This window comes from Acidimicrobiales bacterium (genome assembly GCA_041394265.1).
Taxonomy (GTDB): Bacteria; Actinomycetota; Acidimicrobiia; order Acidimicrobiales; family SZUA-35; genus JBBQUN01.
The window spans coordinates 3,996,854-4,014,746 of the sequence record JAWKIO010000005.1; the positions used below are offsets into that span (position 1 = coordinate 3,996,854).

Annotated in this window: 17 protein-coding genes and 1 tRNA gene; 8 read left to right on the top strand and 10 right to left on the bottom strand. The window is 66.9% G+C overall.

The window, feature by feature from the left end:
• Window positions 1-11: 11 nt before the first annotated feature.
• Window positions 12-1,871, bottom strand: a complete 1,860-nt coding sequence (locus tag R2733_19315) for a M3 family oligoendopeptidase (GenBank protein MEZ5378660.1) — start codon at window positions 1,869-1,871, stop codon at window positions 12-14.
• A 50-nt stretch (window positions 1,872-1,921) separates the two neighbouring features.
• Between R2733_19315 and hisC the strand changes: the two genes are divergently transcribed.
• Entirely contained in the window at window positions 1,922-2,992 is a 1,071-nt protein-coding gene (hisC, locus tag R2733_19320; GenBank protein ID MEZ5378661.1) for a histidinol-phosphate transaminase, read from the top strand.
• A 42-nt stretch (window positions 2,993-3,034) separates the two neighbouring features.
• Here the strand turns inward: hisC and R2733_19325 are convergent, their stop codons facing one another.
• Complete coding sequence (locus R2733_19325) at window positions 3,035-3,451, bottom strand: cyclic nucleotide-binding domain-containing protein (GenBank protein MEZ5378662.1); 417 nt, start codon at window positions 3,449-3,451, stop codon at window positions 3,035-3,037.
• Window positions 3,452-3,555: 104 nt separating this feature from the next.
• On the opposite strand from R2733_19325, the gene R2733_19330 reads away from it, so the two are divergent.
• The gene (locus R2733_19330; protein ID MEZ5378663.1) at window positions 3,556-4,779 is read left to right on the top strand and encodes an alpha-hydroxy acid oxidase; all 1,224 of its coding nucleotides are present in this window, start codon (window positions 3,556-3,558) and stop codon (window positions 4,777-4,779) included.
• On the opposite strand, the gene R2733_19335 is transcribed toward R2733_19330, so the two are convergent.
• Both R2733_19335 and R2733_19340 read right to left on the bottom strand, forming a co-directional pair.
• On the bottom strand, window positions 4,745-5,137 hold the full coding sequence (locus R2733_19335; GenBank protein ID MEZ5378664.1) for a helix-turn-helix transcriptional regulator: 393 nt from the start codon (window positions 5,135-5,137) through the stop codon (window positions 4,745-4,747). The genes R2733_19330 and R2733_19335 overlap by 35 nt on opposite strands.
• Window positions 5,138-5,151: 14 nt before the next feature.
• Window positions 5,152-5,637: a hypothetical protein gene (locus R2733_19340; protein MEZ5378665.1), complete on the bottom strand. Its 486-nt coding sequence runs from the start codon at window positions 5,635-5,637 to the stop codon at window positions 5,152-5,154.
• 160 nt (window positions 5,638-5,797) lie between these two features.
• Between R2733_19340 and kynU the strand changes: the two genes are divergently transcribed.
• On the top strand, window positions 5,798-7,108 hold the full coding sequence (gene kynU / locus R2733_19345) for a kynureninase (protein MEZ5378666.1): 1,311 nt from the start codon (window positions 5,798-5,800) through the stop codon (window positions 7,106-7,108).
• A 16-nt stretch (window positions 7,109-7,124) separates the two neighbouring features.
• Here the strand turns inward: kynU and R2733_19350 are convergent, their stop codons facing one another.
• Together R2733_19350 and R2733_19355 are read right to left on the bottom strand one after the other, a co-directional pair.
• Entirely contained in the window at window positions 7,125-7,589 is a 465-nt protein-coding gene (locus R2733_19350; protein MEZ5378667.1) for a pyridoxamine 5'-phosphate oxidase family protein, read from the bottom strand.
• Between the two features lie 36 nt (window positions 7,590-7,625).
• Complete coding sequence (locus R2733_19355) at window positions 7,626-8,522, bottom strand: universal stress protein (protein MEZ5378668.1); 897 nt, start codon at window positions 8,520-8,522, stop codon at window positions 7,626-7,628.
• Window positions 8,523-8,665: 143 nt separating this feature from the next.
• Between R2733_19355 and R2733_19360 the strand changes: the two genes are divergently transcribed.
• The 5 genes from R2733_19360 (at window position 8,666) to R2733_19380 (ending at window position 14,041) form a co-directional block, all read left to right on the top strand.
• Entirely contained in the window at window positions 8,666-10,414 is a 1,749-nt protein-coding gene (locus R2733_19360; protein ID MEZ5378669.1) for a hypothetical protein, read from the top strand.
• 167 nt (window positions 10,415-10,581) lie between these two features.
• The gene (locus tag R2733_19365; protein ID MEZ5378670.1) at window positions 10,582-11,631 is read left to right on the top strand and encodes an LLM class flavin-dependent oxidoreductase; all 1,050 of its coding nucleotides are present in this window, start codon (window positions 10,582-10,584) and stop codon (window positions 11,629-11,631) included.
• 10 nt (window positions 11,632-11,641) lie between these two features.
• Window positions 11,642-12,241 (top strand): isochorismatase family protein, encoded by a 600-nt coding sequence (locus R2733_19370; GenBank protein ID MEZ5378671.1) that lies wholly within the window; start codon window positions 11,642-11,644, stop codon window positions 12,239-12,241.
• Complete coding sequence (locus R2733_19375; GenBank protein MEZ5378672.1) at window positions 12,238-13,767, top strand: nicotinate phosphoribosyltransferase; 1,530 nt, start codon at window positions 12,238-12,240, stop codon at window positions 13,765-13,767. The genes R2733_19370 and R2733_19375 overlap by 4 nt, the downstream gene beginning before the upstream one ends.
• Window positions 13,760-14,041, top strand: a complete 282-nt coding sequence (locus tag R2733_19380) for a DUF3817 domain-containing protein (protein MEZ5378673.1) — start codon at window positions 13,760-13,762, stop codon at window positions 14,039-14,041. The genes R2733_19375 and R2733_19380 overlap by 8 nt, the downstream gene beginning before the upstream one ends.
• Here the strand turns inward: R2733_19380 and R2733_19385 are convergent.
• The 4 genes from R2733_19385 to R2733_19400 form a co-directional block, all read right to left on the bottom strand.
• Entirely contained in the window at window positions 13,962-15,467 is a 1,506-nt protein-coding gene (locus R2733_19385) for an NAD(P)/FAD-dependent oxidoreductase (protein ID MEZ5378674.1), read from the bottom strand. The two genes, R2733_19380 and R2733_19385, sit on opposite strands and share 80 nt — an antisense overlap.
• A 19-nt stretch (window positions 15,468-15,486) precedes the next feature.
• Window positions 15,487-15,560, bottom strand: a tRNA-Gly gene (locus tag R2733_19390).
• 68 nt (window positions 15,561-15,628) lie between these two features.
• A complete protein-coding gene (locus R2733_19395) occupies window positions 15,629-16,789 on the bottom strand; it encodes an ABC transporter permease (GenBank protein MEZ5378675.1) in 1,161 nt (386 codons plus the stop codon).
• Window positions 16,786-17,769: an ATP-binding cassette domain-containing protein gene (locus tag R2733_19400; protein ID MEZ5378676.1), complete on the bottom strand. Its 984-nt coding sequence runs from the start codon at window positions 17,767-17,769 to the stop codon at window positions 16,786-16,788. The genes R2733_19395 and R2733_19400 overlap by 4 nt, the downstream gene beginning before the upstream one ends.
• Window positions 17,770-17,893 lie beyond the last annotated feature (124 nt).

Genomic DNA, 17,893 nt, shown 5'->3' on the forward strand with positions numbered 1-17,893 from the left:
CCCCGACCGGGTCAGGCCTGTTCCGTCAGCGACGAAAAGTCGTCGATGCGGGACCGCACCACGTCGAGACTCGACTCCCAGAACGCCCGGTCCTCGACGTCGATGCCGAAGCGAGTGGCGAGCTCGTTGGCCGGTGCCAGACCGGTGGACGACAGCAGGTCGTCGTAGCCGGTGCGGAATCGGTCGGGGTCGTCGCGGTAGCGGGCGTACAACCCGAGTCCGAAGAGGAAGCCAAAGGCGTAGGGCCAGTTGTAGAACAGCGAGCCGTAGTAGTGGGGCTTGGCGGCCCACATCCACGGATGGCGCTGATCGGCGTCGAGCCCGTCGCCATACGTTGCCTCTTGTGCTGCTGCCATCAGATCGCACAAGCCGCTGATCGAGATGGTCGAGTTGGCACGGGCCTCGAAGACCGACGACTCGAACAGGAACCGAGAGTGGATGTCGACGATCACCTGCGTCGAGCTCTGCAAGTCGACGTCGAGCAGGTTGAGGCGTTGGGCGGCGTCGGTGGTGGTGGCCAAGCCGTGCTCGATGAGGATGGTCTCGCAGAAGATCGACGCCGTTTCGGCCAACGACGACGGGGTGCCCCGTTGGATCGGCGTGCGTTCGGTCATCGTGGTGTTGTGGTAGGCGTGGCCGAGTTCGTGAGCGAGCGTGAACACCTCGGGCATCGAGGCGTTGAAGTTCAGCAAAACCCGCGAGTCGCCGTCGCCCATCGGCATGCAGAACGCTCCGCCCTGCTTCCCGGCTCGAGGTCCGGCGTCGATCCACGCGTTCTCGAAGGCCCGTCGGGCCAAGCCCTGCAGTTGCGGCGAGTATGACGAGAACGCCTCGGCGACCGTCGACTGGGCCTCGTCCCACGCCACCGTGCGAGTGGCGCCGACGGGAGCGAACAGGCTCCAGAACGGCAGTCCCTTCCCGGTGCCCTCGTCGTCCAGCAGTTGGGCCTTGGACTTCAGGTAGCGACGAAAATCGGGGAACGAGTCGACCATGGCCGATTGCATGGCATCGAGCGTCTTGCGGCTCACGGCCTGACCGAACAGCTGGGCATCGAGAATCGTCGGCCAACCACGGCGTCGTGCCAGCTTTTGCTGCTCGCCCTTGATCGCGTTCAGCGCGGCGGCGATCGGGATGGCGTTGGTCTCCCACGCACCGAGTTCGGCGTCGTAGGCCGCCTTGCGGACCGCCGGGTCGCCCTCCATTGCGAGGCCGCGGATGGCGAAGATCGGCATCGACTCGGTGCCGGTCGGGAGGGCGACATCGGCGGTGATCGACGAACTCACATCGGCGTACAGCTGGCTCCAGGCTGACGATCCGGTGAGCGACATGATCGACGCCAGCTGCTCCTCGCCCTCGGGCATCTGCCGCTCGGCCCGGCGAGCCGCCTTGCGCACCGGCCACTCGTGGGACCGGGCCTCGGTGCTCCCATTGATCAGGGCGTCGGCACCGAGCGCAGCCAGCCATGCGTCGAAGCGTGTGTAGAGGTCGGAGAGTGTCGACGACAGCTCCATGAGGCGCGACATGGTCGACTGGGCAACGGCGTCGGTGGTGTCGGTCGAGACGAAGGCGTAGGTGTAGGCATCGAGCAGATCGAGTTCGGCGGTGACTCGGTTGAGCTCGCCGATCGCCTCGTCGAAGGCCGCAACCGCCGCCGGGTCGGGGTTCGTGGCGTCGAGCGCCTTGTCGCCGCCGCGTACGTCGTGACGGTCGAACACTGCGGTCAGCCGTTGGATCGACGCCCCGACCTGTTCCTCGGCAGTGGTGAATTCGCGGCTCTCCAACCCCGGGAAGTAGGTGGTGACGTCCCACCGGGGAAGGTCGGCAGTGGTCGGGCTGGAGGCGGTCGCGCTGGTGTGGGACGGCTCGATCATGGGGTCAGCGTAAACGGGTGTGGCCTGGGCGGGTGGCATAGAGTGACCGGGTGATCGGAAGACCTCGCCCCAACATCGCAGCCCTTCCCGCCTATCGGCCCGGCAAGGGCGCCGCTCAGGCCGAGGCCGAGCACGGCATCGTCAACGCCATCAAGCTGGCGTCCAACGAGACCCCGTGGGGTCCGGTCCCCTCCGTCGTGGCTGCCGTGCAGGCAGCGGCCACCACCACGAACCGCTACGCCGACCACCGCGCCAGCGAGCTGCGGGCCGCCCTGGCTGGCTGGGTCGGGCTCGACGTCGAGCGGGTCACCGTCGGCTGCGGCTCGGTCGGGCTGCTGCAACAGCTGCTGCTCACCTATGTCGACCCCGGCGACGAAGTTCTCTACCCGTGGCGCTCGTTCGAGGTGTACCCCGTCTACACCGCACTGGTCGGCGGCGTGGCCGTCACGACCCCGCTCCGCGACGCTACGTTCGACCTCGAGGCCGTGGTAGCCGCCGTGACCGAGCGCACCAAGCTCATCATCCTCGCCAACCCCAACAATCCCACGGGCACGGCGCTCCCGATGAGCGACATCGCCGCGCTGCTCGACCGGGTCGATCCGAGCATCATCGTCGTGCTCGACGAGGCCTATCGCGAGTTCATGTCCGACGAGCTCGGCAACCCCGTGCCCGATCTCATCGACCGCTACGACAACCTGTGCGTGCTGCGGACCTTCTCGAAGGCGCAGGGGCTCGCGGCCCTTCGAGTCGGCTATGCCATGGGCCATCCCGAGGTGATCGAGTCGATCGACAAGACGCTCTTCCCCTTCGCCGTCAATGGCCTGGCACAGGTGGCCGCCATGGCGTCGATCGAGGCCCACGACGAGGTGATGGAACGAGTCAGTCGGATCATCGCCGAGCGTGATCGTGTGGTTGCCGCGCTGCAAGACGCCGGTTGGCAGATTCCCAAGCCCGAGGCGAACTTCGTCTATCTCGATCTCGGATCGCGCACCGACGAGGTCTACCTCGACCTCGAACGGTCCGGCGTCGTGACTCGCCCCTTCAGCGGCGAGGGGATCCGGGTCACCATCTCGACACCGGAAGAGAACGACCGCTTCCTCGCTGCGCTGCTCGGTCGCTGAACCTCACTCGTCGGCGGTCGGCCGGCGAGGGATCTCCGGGGGTCAGCCGAGCAGGCCGGGCTCGAGGTCGTGCAATCGCTTGATCGCGGCGATGAGGATCTTCTGCGACAGCTTCGGGTTCGCATCGAGCAGGGCGACGAACTCTCGGCGGTCGAGCACCTCGGCGACGATGTCGGTCTCGGCCACCACGGTGGCGCTGCGACGAAGGCCGGCGACCACGGCGACCTCGCCGAGCACTTCGCCGGGCCCGACGGTCGCGATCACTCGGCCGTTGTGACGAACCGACGCGATGCCTTCGAGGATGATGAACGCCTCGCGCCCCGGGGTTCCCTCGGTGATGAACTCGCGACCGGCTCGGATGTCGATCGGGGTCATCAGCCGCTCGATCTGGCGGAGCTCGGTCTTGGACAGCTCGGACAGCAGATCGATGCGGGCGAGCGTTGCGCTGGCGTTGGTCATGTCGGCTCCACGATCGATGGGCGGAATCGGAAGGCGCGCCCCTACTGCACTATCGGCATGCGAAACGAGACGATGAGGGTCGCACCCAGGGCTACGGTGCGGACATGGGCATGATCAACACCTTCCGCTCGGTCGTTCGGTTCAAGCAGATCGAAACCGACCCGATCGAGCGCCGATTGTCGGGCTGCGCCGACATCAGTGACCTGCGGCGAATCGCCAAGCGACGCCTGCCCGGTGGAGTCTTCGACTACATCGACGGCGGCGCCGAGGACGAGCTGGCGCTGCGGCGCAACTCTTCAGCGTTCGGTGATCTCGAGTTCGTGCCCCGAGTGCTGCGTGACGTCTCGGTGATCGACACCACGACCACGCTGTTCGGTCGACCGCTGCCGTACCCGCTCGTGCTGTCGCCGACGGGGTTCACCCGCATCGCCCACTCCCAGGGCGAACTCTCCGTTGCCCGCTCGGCCGCACGACGGGGACTTCCCTACAGCCTGTCGACCATGGGGACCCGCTCGATCGAGGAGGTGGCGCGGGTCAGCGACGGACCGAAGTGGTTCCAGGTGTACACGTGGAAGGACCGTGGCCTGGTCAAGGACCTGGTCGACCGGGCCGCAGCAGCCGACTATGAGGCGCTGATCCTCACCGTCGACACCGCCGTGCTCGGGCGGCGCGAGCGCGACGTGCGTCGCGGCTACACGCTGCCGCCAAAGATCGGCCTCGACACCCTGGTCGACGGTGCGATCCATCCCGGTTGGTCGCTCGACTTCCTCCGCAACGATCCGATCACGTTTGCCAACGTGGCGAGCAACAACGACGCGAGCGACGGGTCGAGCGCAGTGAACCTGTCGGAATACATCAACGCCCAGTTCGATCAGGCGCTGTCGTGGAACGACGTCGAGTGGCTCCAGTCGATCTGGGACGGCCCCATCGTGTTGAAGGGCGTGCAGAGCGTCGCCGATGCCACCATCGCCGCCGATCTCGGCGTCGCCGCCGTGGCCTTGTCGAACCATGGTGGTCGCCAGCTCGACAGCGCACCAGCACCGATCGACCTGGTCGGTCCCGTCGCCCAGGCGGTCGGCGGGCGGATCGAGATCCTGGCCGACGGAGGTGTCCGGCGTGGCAGCGACATCGTCAAGGCGGTCGCCCTTGGTGCCACCGCCGCAATGATCGGTCGCCCGTACCTCTACGGGTTGGGCGCTGCGGGGGAGCGAGGCGTCGACTTCGTGCTCGACTTCTTCGAGGCCGGCATGCGCCAGACCATGGCGCTCATCGGTGCCACCGATGTGGCGTCGCTCACTCCGGAGCTGGTGGCGTACCGTCGGCGATGAGCGACCGATAGACCGCGAGCAGCGCGTCTTTCTGGTCGTCGGTGAGATGGGCATCGGCCCGGATCGCAGACTCGGTGGTCTGCTGGGTGTCGGGTCGCGGATCGGGATCGATCAGACCGGCGTACGCCATCATGTTCTCGGCGCTGATGTCGAGCGCGCCGGCGATGGCCCGCAAAACGCGGACCGACGGGGCGTGGAGGCCCCGTTCGATCTGGCTCACGTAGGGATCGGACAGATTCGTGAGCTTTGCCAGTTCACGCTGCGACAACTGAGCCAGTCGGCGTTGGGTTCGGATGAACTCGCCGAGCTGGCTCCGTTGCGCCTCGCGATCACCAGAGGATGCATTGCCGGCTCCCATGGTGACCTGCGACCTCAGCTCTTTGCGGCAGCCTTGCGGGCGGTCGACTTGCGGGCGGTGGCCTTCTTGGCTGCCGGCTTCTTGGCGGCGGGCTTGGCCGCAGCGGAGGTCTCGGCGGTGGCCTTGACCTTGGTGGCCTTGGCGGCGCCGTCGGTGCCGATCACCCAGGGGGCGACCAGCTTGACGGCCAGCTCGCGGTTGGAAGCGGTGATCCGCTCGATGGCGTCGAAGTAGTTCGTGACGACCTCGGCGGGCTGGGGGAGTCGCTCGGCACCGGGAAGGGTGGCGATGCGGCTGGTGACGTTCTCGGCGACCCACTCGTTGGCGTCGGCGAAGCGGCTGGTGGCCTCTTCGAACCGCTCGTTGAGCTCGGTCTGGGCAGCCTCGAAGCGCTCGTTGAGATCCTTCTGCAGCGCTTCGAAGCGCTCCATCACCTCTTCGACGGTGGCGTTGTCGGTGAACTGTTCCTGGGCCTTCTTGACCTGATCCATGAGCATCATGACGGGTTCCTCTCGGGGATGGTTGCGGATGCGACCTGATCGTCCGCTAACTGTTGCGAAGGATAGTACGCATTGCGTACTCCGTCTACCCTTTTGCTTGCAAAAGTTAGCACTTGAGTCACATGGCACACGACGAGGTGTCGCCGAGTACCGTCGAGCGATGGTTCCCGAGCAGCGATCCGACGAAGCCCGCAGTGATCGAGAACGAGCGCTGGCACTCGATGCCGCCGATCCGCTCGCCCGTTTCCGGGATCGATTCGTCATTCCCCAGACCAACGGCGTCGACGAGATCTATCTGGTGGGCAATTCGCTCGGGTTGCTGAGTTCCGACGCTCGCGAAGCCGTCGCCCACGAACTGGATCGCTGGGGGCAGCTCGGGGTGCGCGGCCACTTCGACGAGCCGGGGGCCTGGTGGCAGAGCCACCTCGAGGTCAGCGCGCTGATGGCGCCCATCGTCGGAGCCTCGGCCGCCGAAGTGACCACCATGAACTCGCTCACCACCAACCTTCACCTGCTGATGGTGTCGTTCTACGAGCCGACGCCCGAGCGCCACAAGATCCTGATCGACGACCATGCGTTCCCTTCGGATCACTTCGCCGTCGAGTCACAGATCCGCCAACGAGGCTTCGATCCGTCCACCTCGCTGGTGACCGTTGCTCCGCGACCCGGCGCCCACCTGATCGAGCACGACGACATCCTGGCCGCGATCGAGGAACACGGCGACGAACTCGCTCTCGTGATGTGGCCCGGCGTGCAGTACTACACCGGGCAAGTCTTCGATCTTCCGGCCATCGCGGCCGCCGCCCGTCATGTCGGCGCCCAGGTGGGGTTCGACCTCGCCCATGCGGCAGGCAACATCGAGCTGGCGCTCCACGATTGGGATGTCGACTTCGCTGCCTGGTGCACCTACAAGTACCTCAACGGCGGGCCAGGATCGATCGCCGGCGCGTTCGTTCACGAACGACACCACGGCAACCCGAACCTGCCCCGCTTCCTCGGTTGGTGGGGAACCAAGCCTGAGACCCGTTTCGAGATGGCCACCACGTTCGAATCGGCTGCAGGAGCCAGCGGCTGGCAGGTGTCGTGCGGATCGATCCTGTCGCAGGCGACCCTCATCCCGCAGTTGCAGATCGTCGAGGAGGCCGGCGGGATGCCGGCGCTGCGAGCAAAGGCCGAGTCGCTGGTGGCGTTCCTCGACCGCTTGCTCGACGATCGCTTCGATGGGCGGATCCGTCAGGCGAACCCGCGAGGCATGGCCGAGCGAGGATGCCAGTTCGCGCTCGAGGTGGTTGCTCCAGGGGTCGACGGTCGAGCCGTCTTCGAAGCGCTGGAAGCCCGCGGCGTGGCGTGCGATTGGCGCTATCCGAACGTGATCCGCGTCGCCCCGGTCCCGCTCTATACCCGCTTCGTCGACCTCGTCGACTTCGTCGAGATTCTCGATGAACTCGTGACAGCGGCGGCGAGCGGCTGAGCGCTACTCGCTCGGATCAGTCGTGGCCGGGAATGCGGCGGCCGGTCACCTCGGTCGGGTGGATGCGGACGAAGCGACTCTTGTCTCGGTTGGCCCACGTCTTGATGCCCAGGTCCTCGGCCTCGAGGAGCTCCTCGACCCCCGATACTTCCTCGGCCCGGCCGTGCACCACGATGCTCCACCCGGTGTGGCGATCGGCATCGAGCCCGTCGACCTCGAAGGCAACGGCCGTTCCGAGTAACGCTGCAGCCAGCTTGGTTCCCGCATCCGTCGTGATCACGATGGTCTTGCCGTCGACCGCATAGTTGATGGGGAAGATGTCGGGTTGGTTGGCAATCGACACCGCCAGGCGACCGACCGTCGAACCGGCGGCGAGCCGCCAGCACTCGTCCTGCGACAACACCTCGAGGCCGGTGCGCTCGAAGACCGCCTGGCCCGCGGCTGCCTCGGCGCCGGTCGTGTCTGACGGGGTGGTGTTCATCGTGGACTCCAGTTGTGTGATGGGTGCTGCAATTGGTCAGGCGTCGAGGTGGTTGGGGACGACGATCGTCGGCACGAGTGGTTGATGGACCAGACCGGTAGCCACCGAACCGAGGAGGAGGTGGGCGACGCCGCGGTGGCCGCGAGCGCCGACCACGAGCAGATCGGCGTCCTTGCTGATGTCACGCAAGATGTTGCGGGCATCACCCATCTCGACCCTGACGTCGAAGCGCTTTGCCTCGATCCCGAGGTGTGCCGCTGCCTTCGCCACGGTGTCCTCGGCGAGGCGCTGCGATTGCGCCAGGAGGTCATCGATGATCGACACCGACGAATCAAGGGCGCCGGCAGGCATCGGGCTCCAGGTGTGCACCACCTCGATCGTCGTGGCGTCGTCGGCCAAGCGGGTGGCCCACTCGAGTGCGTGCAGCGACGACGCCGAGCCGTCGATCCCGACGACGATGCGGTTGAACATGTGGTCGGACGGTGCGTGCTCGGGAACGATCGCCACCGGGCAGGTGGCGTGCGATGCGACATGGGTGCTGACCGAGCCGAGGATCGTGTCGGCGAGCGCTCCTCGTCCTCGAGTCCCCACCACGAGAAGGTTGGCGTGCTCACTGATGTCGACCAGCGTCGGGCCCGGTCGGCCATGGACCACCACCGGTGGAAGGAGATCGGGCGAGGTCACCCGCTCGAGCTGCACGGCGAGCTGGTCTTCGGCTTGGAGCTGGAGCTCGACCGTCGGCGGCGGGGTATAGGCGCCGGGAGAGCCGGCCCCGCTGGCCCACCAGGGGAGCAGCCAGGTCATGACCGGTTTGATCTTCCCGAAGACGTCGGTGTGACGGATCGCCCAGTTGAGCGCCGCCGTGGAACCGGCCGAACCGTCGAGTCCGAGCACCATGTAGCGAGTCTCGCCAGCACCCTGTGATGTGGTCATGATTCGATCGTGGCCTCTGAAGTGGCGGAAGTCGAGGGTATTAGGTCCTGTCGCCCCTACCGGCTGTGGGCAATGCGAGACTCAAGGCGGCGGCAACGGGTGCCGATGCTTCGCCGACGAGCGACACCTGCGAGAGGGAACTCATGACCGAATCGACCCCGAACCAACCGACTCAGCAGTGGCAGCCGCCAATGGCGCCTCCGGCGGCACCGGGTGGCGCAGGCAACAGCTTCGAGATGTACGGGACCGGGCCTGCTGCACCCTCGACGACCGAGTCGTCGGTACGCCGTGGCCCCAAGCACCTCGGTCGGCTCGGGCTGGCCGCGGCGCTCGTCGTCACCGCCGGCGTGGGTGGCTACGTCGTCAAGTCCGCCCTCAGTGATCCGGCTGGGCCGCAGTCGCCGGGCGAGGCGTTCGAACAGTTCTTCGTGGCGGTCGACAACGAGGATCTCGCCGGCGTCCTCGAGCTGCTCCCTCCCGGTGAGCGCGAGACGCTCGTCGAGCCGACGGCCGCCGTCATGCGCCAGCTGCAGCGGCTCGAGGTCCTCGATCCGGCTGCGGACACCAGCGCACTCGGCGGGTTCGACCTCACCGTGAGCGGAGTGAGCTACTCGGTCGAGGAGCTCGATCCTCGACTGGCCTGGGTCACCACCACGGGCGGCACGATCACCGGCACCAACCTCGACGCCGATCAGTTGCCGTTCGGCTCGGTCATCCGTGATGCCATGGATTCGGCCGAGGAAGCAGCGAACGGTCAGACGCTCGACGAGGCCATGGCCGAAACCGAGGGGCAGTCGAACGATCTCGGTCAGGACCCGTTCTCGCTGGCGGTGGTCGAAGACGACGGCGGCTGGTACGTGAGCCTCACCTACACCATGGCCGAGTCGGCCCGGCGCGACGCCGAGATGCTGTTCCCCGGACTGGGCAACGGCCCGGCGCCGGTGGGTGGTGCCACACCGGGCGACGCCGTGAAGGGGCTGGTCCAGTCGGCGATCGATCTCGACCTCGGCGGTGTGATCGCCCACCTCGACCCGGTCGAGATGGCAGCGCTCTACGACTACTCGCCGCTGTTCCTCGACGATGTCGACGCCGGCGCCCAATCCTTCACCGATGAGGTCGGCGACCTCACGCTCGACCGCCTCGACGTTCGCTCGTGGGAGCGCAACGGCCGAACGATGGTCGGGATCGACGGGTTCGCCGGCAGCCTCTCGGGCATCGATCCCTACAGCGGTGAACCGATCGATGGCTCGATCGATTTCGACGGCGACTGCTACACGGTCACGATGGCGGGCGAGACCGAGGAGCTGTGCGCCTCCGATGCTGCGGCCTCCGCAGACGCCGCCGATGTCCAGCAACTGGCGAAGGACATGATCGACGAGCTCGGCATCGACATCTCCGCCTTCGAAGACCTCACGTTCCCGGAGCAGGGCATCACCGTGGTCGAGCGTGACGGGCGCTGGTACGTCAGCACCGTGCCGTCGATGATGTATCCGATGGCCGAGATCCTCGAGCAGTTCGAGGCCGACTCGTTCACCAACCTCGTCGACTCGATCACCGCGCTGATCGAAGAAGGCGGTGACCCGCTCTACGAGCTCGAGAATGAGATCTTCGGCGGCGGGATCTACCCCGAGGAAGACGTTGACTACGGCGACGGTTCGTTCTCGCCGTCCGACAACGCCGGCGAGACCGACAACTTCGTGGTTGAGAAACTCATTCCGGCCGGGACGCCCGGCTCGGTGTTGCTGAGCGAGGGCTACGTGAGCGTCATCTCGGTGCCCGACGAGGAGCTCGACTTCTCCACCGTGTGGTACATCGACCTCGAGATCGGCGAACTGTCGGCCCTGCGGGACATCCAGGTCGGCGAAGTCCTCATGATCGACGACTTCGGCTGACCCTCACCTCCCGCTCACACCTCACCCGCACAACCTCCGCCGCCCGACCGATTCCCCGCAACTTTGGCGAGTTGATGCCGCTGAGAGGTGTCAACTCGCCAGAGTTGCCGCACGGGGTGGGGTGAATGGCGTTGTTTCGGTAGGGGCTGGCGTGGGATGGTGTCCGGATGCGGATCGCCATCGGTGTGGGAAGTGCGTACTACGACGGTTCCAACTGGGAGGAGATCGTCGAACTGGTTCGCCAGGCCGACAAGCTCGGCGTCGATGTCGCCTGGTCGGCCGAGGCCTGGGGGATGGAGACGATCGCCCCGCTGGCCTACCTGGCAGCCGTGACCGAGCGCATCCAGCTCGGCACCGGCATCATGCAGATCAGCGCCCGGACCCCGTCGATGACCGCCATGACCGCGCTGGCGATGGCCAGGTTGACCAACGACCGCTTCCTACTCGGCCTCGGCGTGAGCGGGCCGCAGGTGGTCGAAGGGCTCCACGGTGTGGCGTTCGCCAAACCGCTGTCACGGTTGAAGGAGTACGTCGAGATCGTCCAAATGGGGCTCCGAGGCGAGCGGCTGTCCTACGACGGCGAGCACTACGTCCTGCCTCGCCCCGGCGGCGAGGGAAAGGCGCTCCGCCTTTCGATGCCGCCGAAGCCAGACCTTCCGATCTATCTGGCAACGCTCGGACCCAAGTCGCTCGAGTTCACCGGCGAAGTGGCCAGCGGTTGGCTGGGTACCTCGTTCATTCCGGAAGCCGCCGAGGTCAGCTTCGTCCACCTGCGAGCCGGCGCCGAGCGTGCCGGGCGTTCGCTGTCCGACCTCGATCTCCAAGTCGGGGGAGCGTTCGACATCGACGACGACATCGATGCGGTGATCGAGCGGCATCGGCCCGGCCTCGCATTCTCGCTCGGCGCGATGGGATCGGCGACCACCAACTTCTACAACAACGCGTACTCCCGGGCTGGTTGGGCCGACGCCGCAGCCGAAGTGCAATCGCTGTGGGTGGCAGGCAAGAAGGACGAGGCGATCGCTGCGGTTCCCGACGAGTTCGTGTTGGCGTCGAGCCTGATCGGCGACGAGGCGATGGTCCGCGATCGGGTGCGAGCCCATGCCGACGCCGGCATCACGACGCTCCGAGTTGGCCTCCGCGGCAAGACGCTCAGCGAGCAACTCGACCACTTGGAGCGAGCCATCGCCCTCATCCGGAGCGCCGACGGTGACTGAGGGCGCTGCCATGGGCGACACCGTCGATTTCGCTCCTGGTCAGGCCCTGGTGGTGGTCGACATGCAGAACGACTTCGCCGACCCGGGTGGATCCCTGTTCGTCGCCGGAGGCGACGACATCGTCGAACCGATCAACGTACTCATCGCCTCGGCTCGTGCCGGCGGTGCCACCGTCGTGCTCACCCAGGACTGGCACCCGCCCGCAACACCGCACTTCATCGACGACGGTGGCGTGTGGCCGGTCCACTGCGTCCGCTCCACCTGGGGCGCCGCGCTGCACCCCGACCTCTCGAACGACGCCGACGCCATCATTCGCAAGGGGACCGGCGGCGAGGATGGCTATTCGGCCTTCGCCATGGCCGACCCGTTGACGGGCGACGCCTCGACCACCGGCCTCGAAGCCTTGCTGCGGGCCCGGGCGGTCACCCGGGTGGTGGTCGTCGGGCTCGCCGCCGACGTCTGCGTGAAAGCGACTGCACTCGACGCCGTTGCTGCCGGCTTCGACACCACGGTGATCTGGCGTGCCACTCGGCCGGTCGAGATCACCGCCGGCGACGGCGCACGAGCCCGAGCCGAACTCGAGGCTGCGGGTGTCGAGGTCGTCGAGTGATCCACCTCGGTAGCCGGAGCGCTCTGTTCACCGATCACTACCAGCTGGTGATGGGCCAGCTCTACTTCCGTGAGGGGCTGGCCGAGCGGCGAGCCCAGTTCGACTACTTCTTCCGCGAGAACCCCGACTACGGCACGCACCAGGCCGGCTTCTGCATCGCGGCCGGCCTCGAACCGCTGCTCGAGTGGTTGGACACCACCTCGTTCGGCGAGGCCGAGACCGCGGCGCTCCGCGAGCTACGCACGGCCGCCGGTGAGCCGCTGTTCGACGAGGCATATCTCGACTGGCTGGTGTCGTCGTGCGACTTCTCGCTGCTCGAGTTGACCTCGATCGCCGAAGGCCGTGTGATCCATCCCCACCTGCCGGTGATGTCGGTCGTCGGCCCGATGGCGGTGGCCCAGATCGTCGAGACGGCGCTGCTCAACCACCTCAACTATGCGACGCTGATCGCGACCAAGGCCGCTCGGGTTCGCCAGAGCGCCCAGTCGAGTGTCGTCCTCGAGTTCGGGATGCGGCGCGGCGCTGGTGCAGCGGTCGATGAAGGTGCTCGGGCGGCGCTGATCGGGGGCTGCAACGCCACCTCGAACGTCGAGGCGTCGGTCGTGCTCGGCACCGACCCCAAGGGCACCCACGCCCACAGCCTGGTTCAGGCCTATCTCGCCACCGGAGGCGGCGAGCTCGAGGCGTTCCGGGCGTTCGCCCGCAGCTACCCCGACGATTGCGTCTTGCTCGTCGACACCATCGACACGTTGCGGTCCGGCATGCCGAACGCCATCACCGTGTTCAACGAGCTCCGGGCCGCCGGGCACGAACCGGTCGGCGTTCGCCTCGACTCCGGCGACCTCGCCTATCTCGGGGTGCAGGCGGCTCGCCAACTCGACGCAGCAGGCTTCCCCGACGCCTCGATCGTGCTGTCGGGTGACCTCGACGAGCTGACGATCTGGCAGATCCGCTCGCAGATCTTCGAGGAGGCGATCCGGGTCGGACTCGACCCGACGGCGATGCTCGCCCGCTTGGTCTACGGCGTCGGTACTCGGCTGATCACGTCGCACGGCGAGTCGGCACTCGGTGGCGTGTTCAAGCTCGTCGGCGTCGAGAACGCAGAAGGGGAGTGGGAGCCGGCGATCAAGCTGTCGGAGAACCCCGTCAAGATCCCGATCCCCGGAGCGAAGTCGGTGTGGCGGCTCTATGACCACGCCGGTGTTGCGACCGTCGACCTCGTCGCCGTGCCCGATGAGGATCCGCTGGGTGACGACGACATCGAGGCGTTCCACCCGTTTCTCGATGGCGTCAGCCGTATCATCCGGCGGAGCGACATTGCTCGGGCCGAGGCGCTGCGTTCTGATCCCCGCCTCCAACGGGATCAGGGCCTGGCAATGTCGAGGCAACGGGCGCTCGACGACGTGGCCGCACTCGATCCCGGTGTCCGCCGTCTCGTGAATCCTCACCGCTACCACGTCTCGCTCACCAAGGCGATGAAGGAGCGGCAGCGGACGGTGATCGCCGCCGTGAGATCGCGTGCTTGAGCGCGCCCAGCAGTTCGCGCTGATCGAGGCCTCGAGCTATCTCGTGCTGATAGTGGCGATGGTGATCAAGTACGCGGGAGATCAGCCACTCGGTGTGCAGATCATGGGCCCGGTCCACGGCGTGCTCGTGCTGGTGTATGCGGCGCTGCTGCTCGAGGTCCGCAACGATCTCGGTTGGGATCACCAACGGCTGATCACGGCGATCGCCCTCGGCGCTCTGCCCCTCGGTGGCTTCTGGGTGGAGCGACACTGGCTCCACCGACCCGCTCGCTGACCTGGACCCGGCGATCGCCCATCATCTTCGGTGCGAGAGCGCCGTGGACGACACCGTGGTGTCGCCGTTGTCGTTGGTCGGGTGCGGGGTTCACCATCTCCGGTATGACGGCGCCGTGATCGGCACCCTGGTACCGGAGTGCAGCGGCGGGGGGGGGGGGGGGGGGGGGGCCGATCGCCCGAGGCGTTTCAGGCCGGGGCGCGGGTCTTGCGGAGGAGGGGTCGGCGAGACCGAGGAGCTTGTCGGCCGCAGTGAGGACCCGGCCCGAGGCGCCGGGGGTTTCGCTGTCGACCAGGTTGCCCATGACGGCCAGGGTGATGTTCGCAATCGATTGGGTGCCGACGGCAAGACGCAGCCCGGAGCGAAGGATGAGTGGATGGCCGATCAGGAACGAGAAGCGGCGCCCAGTTCGCAGGAAGCTGTCGAACCGCTCGCCGACCTGTTGGTCATAGCGGGCGGGTGCAGTGGCCGGATCATCGAGGAACAGATCGGCGGCCAGCATGCCGGACTCGAGCCCGTAGTCGATGCCTTCACCGTTCATCGGATTCACGAGACCCGCGGCGTCGCCGACGGCCACCCAGCCCTCGCCATGGCGCTGTTGCACACTCATCGGCAGGCGCCAGGCTCGCGGGCGTTCGAGGTTCGGGCCGAGGTCCCACTCGTCGGCGACGAGCGACCGATAGCTGTCGAGGAGCGTGTTGAGGTTCAGGCTCTTGAACCCCTTCATGGTCGACAACGCACCGACGCCGATGTTCACCGTGCCGTCGCCTGCCGGGAACATCCAGCCGTAGCCAGGCACTGGCGTACCGTTCGCGTCGCGCAAGGTGAGGCAAGCCTCGAGGTGTTGATCGGCGTGGCGAGGTGAGGCGGCGTAGCTGCGGATGGCGAGCCCGAAGGGTTCGTCGGCGATGCGCTCGGCGCCGAGCAGCCGCGAGGCAGCGCCCGGTGCGCCGGCAGCGAGGACGACGAGGTCGGCGCTGAAGCGTCGACCGGCGGCCTCGACTCCGCTGACCCGTCCACGATCGTCCACGGTCGGCAGCGCCTCGGTTTCGTAGACGAGCTCGGCACCGGCCTCGACCGCGGCGTCCATCAGCGCAGCGTCAAGGAGGCGCCGTGGCCAGACCGCACCGTGATTCGGGAACCGGCTCGTGGTCGGCCAGTCGAGTTCACGTCGAGTCTTGTTGGCGATCATGCGGAGGCCGACGATGTGGTGCGAGTCGCCGATGTCGATCTTGAGTTCGTCGAGGGCGCCGATGGCCCGAGGCGTCAGCCCATCGCCACAGACCTTGTCGCGACCGTGTGCGCCCTTTTCGAACACGATGACCCGGGCACCGCTTCGGGCGGCACGGATGGCAGTGGCAGCCCCGGCGGGCCCGGCGCCGATCACGGCGATGTCGTAGTGGGAGTGATCGCGGTGCGTGGGCACCCAGCCAGTGTGGGCCATGTGGAGCGGGTACGGGGAATCGAACCCCGATCAACAGGATGGAAGCCTGTTGCTCTACCATTGAGCTACACCCGCAGGGGCGCTCACTCTAGCAATGGTCGTGAGTGGCGCCACGCACCCCGATCATCGTGGCGACTCGCGGTTCATAGCGTCGGATCGTGTCGATTCCTCCACGCTTCGGCCCAGGTGACACGCGAGCCGGTCCGCAGGAGCGAATAGCGGTAGATCCAACCGGCCGCCCGGATCGTGACGACGATCGAAGCCGCCAGCAGGCCCAGGGAGAGTGCGATCTGCCATGCCGGCATGTCGACGGTCGCGTTGCGGAAGGGGAGGAGGACCGGCGAGGTGAACGGGACGAAGGACCCGATGGTCACCGCAAGATTGTCGGGATTGGCAAAGCTCGCGGCGGCGATGAAGTAGCCCGTGAGAAGGGGGAACATCACGGGCAGCTGGGCGCTGGTGGCGTCCTCTTGTCGTGACACCATCGAACCGACGGCGGCGTAGGCAGTGGCGTAGAAGCCGAAACCGAGCAGGAAGGTGACGACCGACAACGGCACGGTCGACCACACGCCGGCGGGAATGGTGATGTCCTCCACGAGCAGGAGCCCGACCACCAGTCCGAGCACGAAGATGAGCATCTGGCCGAGCGCAAGGACGCCAAGGCCGAGCACCTTGCCGCTCAGCAGTGTCGCCGGGCGCACGTGTGACAGCAGGATCTCGACCACGCGCGACGACTTCTCCTCGATGACACCCATCATCAAGAACGAGCCCCACATCTGCAACAGCATGAAGGTGGCAAAGCCCGAAACGACGGCGGCCGCCAGTCGCACGCCGAACTGATCATCGCCGCCATCGAGACGAACCTCACCGATGTCGAGCGGGGCGAACAGTTCACCGAGTTGGTCGGGAGCGAGTCCGAGACCGTCGGCCCGCTCGGTGAACGCGGCCTGTTGGACGGTGTCGCGCACGTAGGCGTCGAGGGTTCGATCGGGAAGTCCCTCCCAGGTCAACGCAGTGCCGTCGAACAGAACGTCGATGGTGCCGTCGTCGACGAGTTGGGTGTCGGCCTCGACGATCTCGACCGTCGGTGCCAGGTCGGGGGTCCCGGCAGCGAGTGCTTCGGCATACGGGGCGGCCGCGTCGGTGAGGCCGATGGTGACTTCGCGCGGTTCATTGCTGCTGTTCAGGAACAGCTGGACGAGAGCGATGGCGATGACGCCGACGAACAGCAGGCCGGTGAGGATCAAGAACCCCTTCGACCGACCTCGCGTGAGGATCTCTCGTTTGGCAATGGTCCAGATCATGGTCGGACCTCACGGTCCGCAGCACTGCCAGCCGCGCCGTCGGCTGCAGCGACGAGCTCCTCGTCATCGAGCTCGTCTCGAACGAGCTCGCTGAACACTTCGTCGAGACCGGGTGGCTCGAGCGCGACCTCGCTGACCGGGCCGGCGGCCAGCGCATCGGCGATGCTGGCACCAACGTCGACGGTGTGGTCGAGTCGCACGACGCACCTACGGCCGTCGAAGTGCTCGACGCTTCCGATCGTCGGTTGCCAATGATCGATCGGATCGGCCCAGCGAACCCGCAACCACCGAGTGGGGGAGGCCGAGCGGAGATCGGCGATGCGCCCGCCGGCCACCCGGCGACCCTTGCTGACGATCACGACCTCTTCGCAGAGATCTTCGACCACGTCGAGTTGGTGCGATGAGAACAGCACGCTGGCCCCCTCGTCGGCCCGTTCGGCGATGATCTCGCGCATCGTGTCGGCCGCCACGGGGTCGAGTCCGGCGAATGGCTCGTCGAGCACGAGGAGATCGGGATCGTGGACCAGCGAGACCGCCAGCTGGACCCGCTGTTGGTTGCCTCCCGACAGCTCCTGGACCAGAGCATCGGCTCGATCGGTCAGTCCGAGCCGAGCCAACCAATGGTCGGTCCGCTCCGCCGTCTGGCTCGGCGTGAGACCGGCGAGTCGACCGAAGTAGCGCACCTGCTCGCCGACCTTCATGCGAGGGTACAGCCCACGCTCTTGGGGCATGTATCCGATGCGGTTCCGAGCATCGTCGTCGATCGCCGAGCCCTCCCAAGTGATGGCACCGCTGTCGGGTCGGGCCATGCCGAGGATGGCGCGCATCGTGGTGGTCTTGCCGGCGCCATTGGGGCCGAGGAATCCGATCATCGCGCCGCGGGGGACCGACAGGTCGAGGCCATCGACCGCAACCACCGAGCCGTACCGCTTGGCGAGATCCGTGATTTCCAGACCACTCGAACCGGGTGACGACGTCATTTCGCCAGGGTAGTCGGCTCGGCGGGGGAGCCATTTCGGTGAGGTGTCGCGCTGCTGCGGATCCGGTCGGTGGCGGCGGTGCCCGACGTCACGTACGACGCTGATCGTCGTGAGCAGCAATTAC

Coding starts and splice junctions, on each gene's coding strand:
- R2733_19360 (MEZ5378669.1), top strand. CDS start 8,666: ATGACCGAATCGACCCCGAACCAACCGACTCAGCAGTGGCAGCCGCCA.
- kynU (MEZ5378666.1), top strand. CDS start 5,798: ATGGTTCCCGAGCAGCGATCCGACGAAGCCCGCAGTGATCGAGAACGA.
- R2733_19325 (MEZ5378662.1), bottom strand. CDS start 3,451: ATGACCAACGCCAGCGCAACGCTCGCCCGCATCGATCTGCTGTCCGAG.
- R2733_19335 (MEZ5378664.1), bottom strand. CDS start 5,137: ATGGGAGCCGGCAATGCATCCTCTGGTGATCGCGAGGCGCAACGGAGC.
- R2733_19395 (MEZ5378675.1), bottom strand. CDS start 16,789: ATGATCTGGACCATTGCCAAACGAGAGATCCTCACGCGAGGTCGGTCG.
- R2733_19370 (MEZ5378671.1), top strand. CDS start 11,642: ATGGGCGACACCGTCGATTTCGCTCCTGGTCAGGCCCTGGTGGTGGTC.
- R2733_19350 (MEZ5378667.1), bottom strand. CDS start 7,589: ATGAACACCACCCCGTCAGACACGACCGGCGCCGAGGCAGCCGCGGGC.
- R2733_19340 (MEZ5378665.1), bottom strand. CDS start 5,637: ATGATGCTCATGGATCAGGTCAAGAAGGCCCAGGAACAGTTCACCGAC.
- R2733_19330 (MEZ5378663.1), top strand. CDS start 3,556: ATGGGCATGATCAACACCTTCCGCTCGGTCGTTCGGTTCAAGCAGATC.
- R2733_19315 (MEZ5378660.1), bottom strand. CDS start 1,871: ATGATCGAGCCGTCCCACACCAGCGCGACCGCCTCCAGCCCGACCACT.
- R2733_19365 (MEZ5378670.1), top strand. CDS start 10,582: ATGCGGATCGCCATCGGTGTGGGAAGTGCGTACTACGACGGTTCCAAC.
- R2733_19400 (MEZ5378676.1), bottom strand. CDS start 17,769: ATGACGTCGTCACCCGGTTCGAGTGGTCTGGAAATCACGGATCTCGCC.
- R2733_19355 (MEZ5378668.1), bottom strand. CDS start 8,522: ATGACCACATCACAGGGTGCTGGCGAGACTCGCTACATGGTGCTCGGA.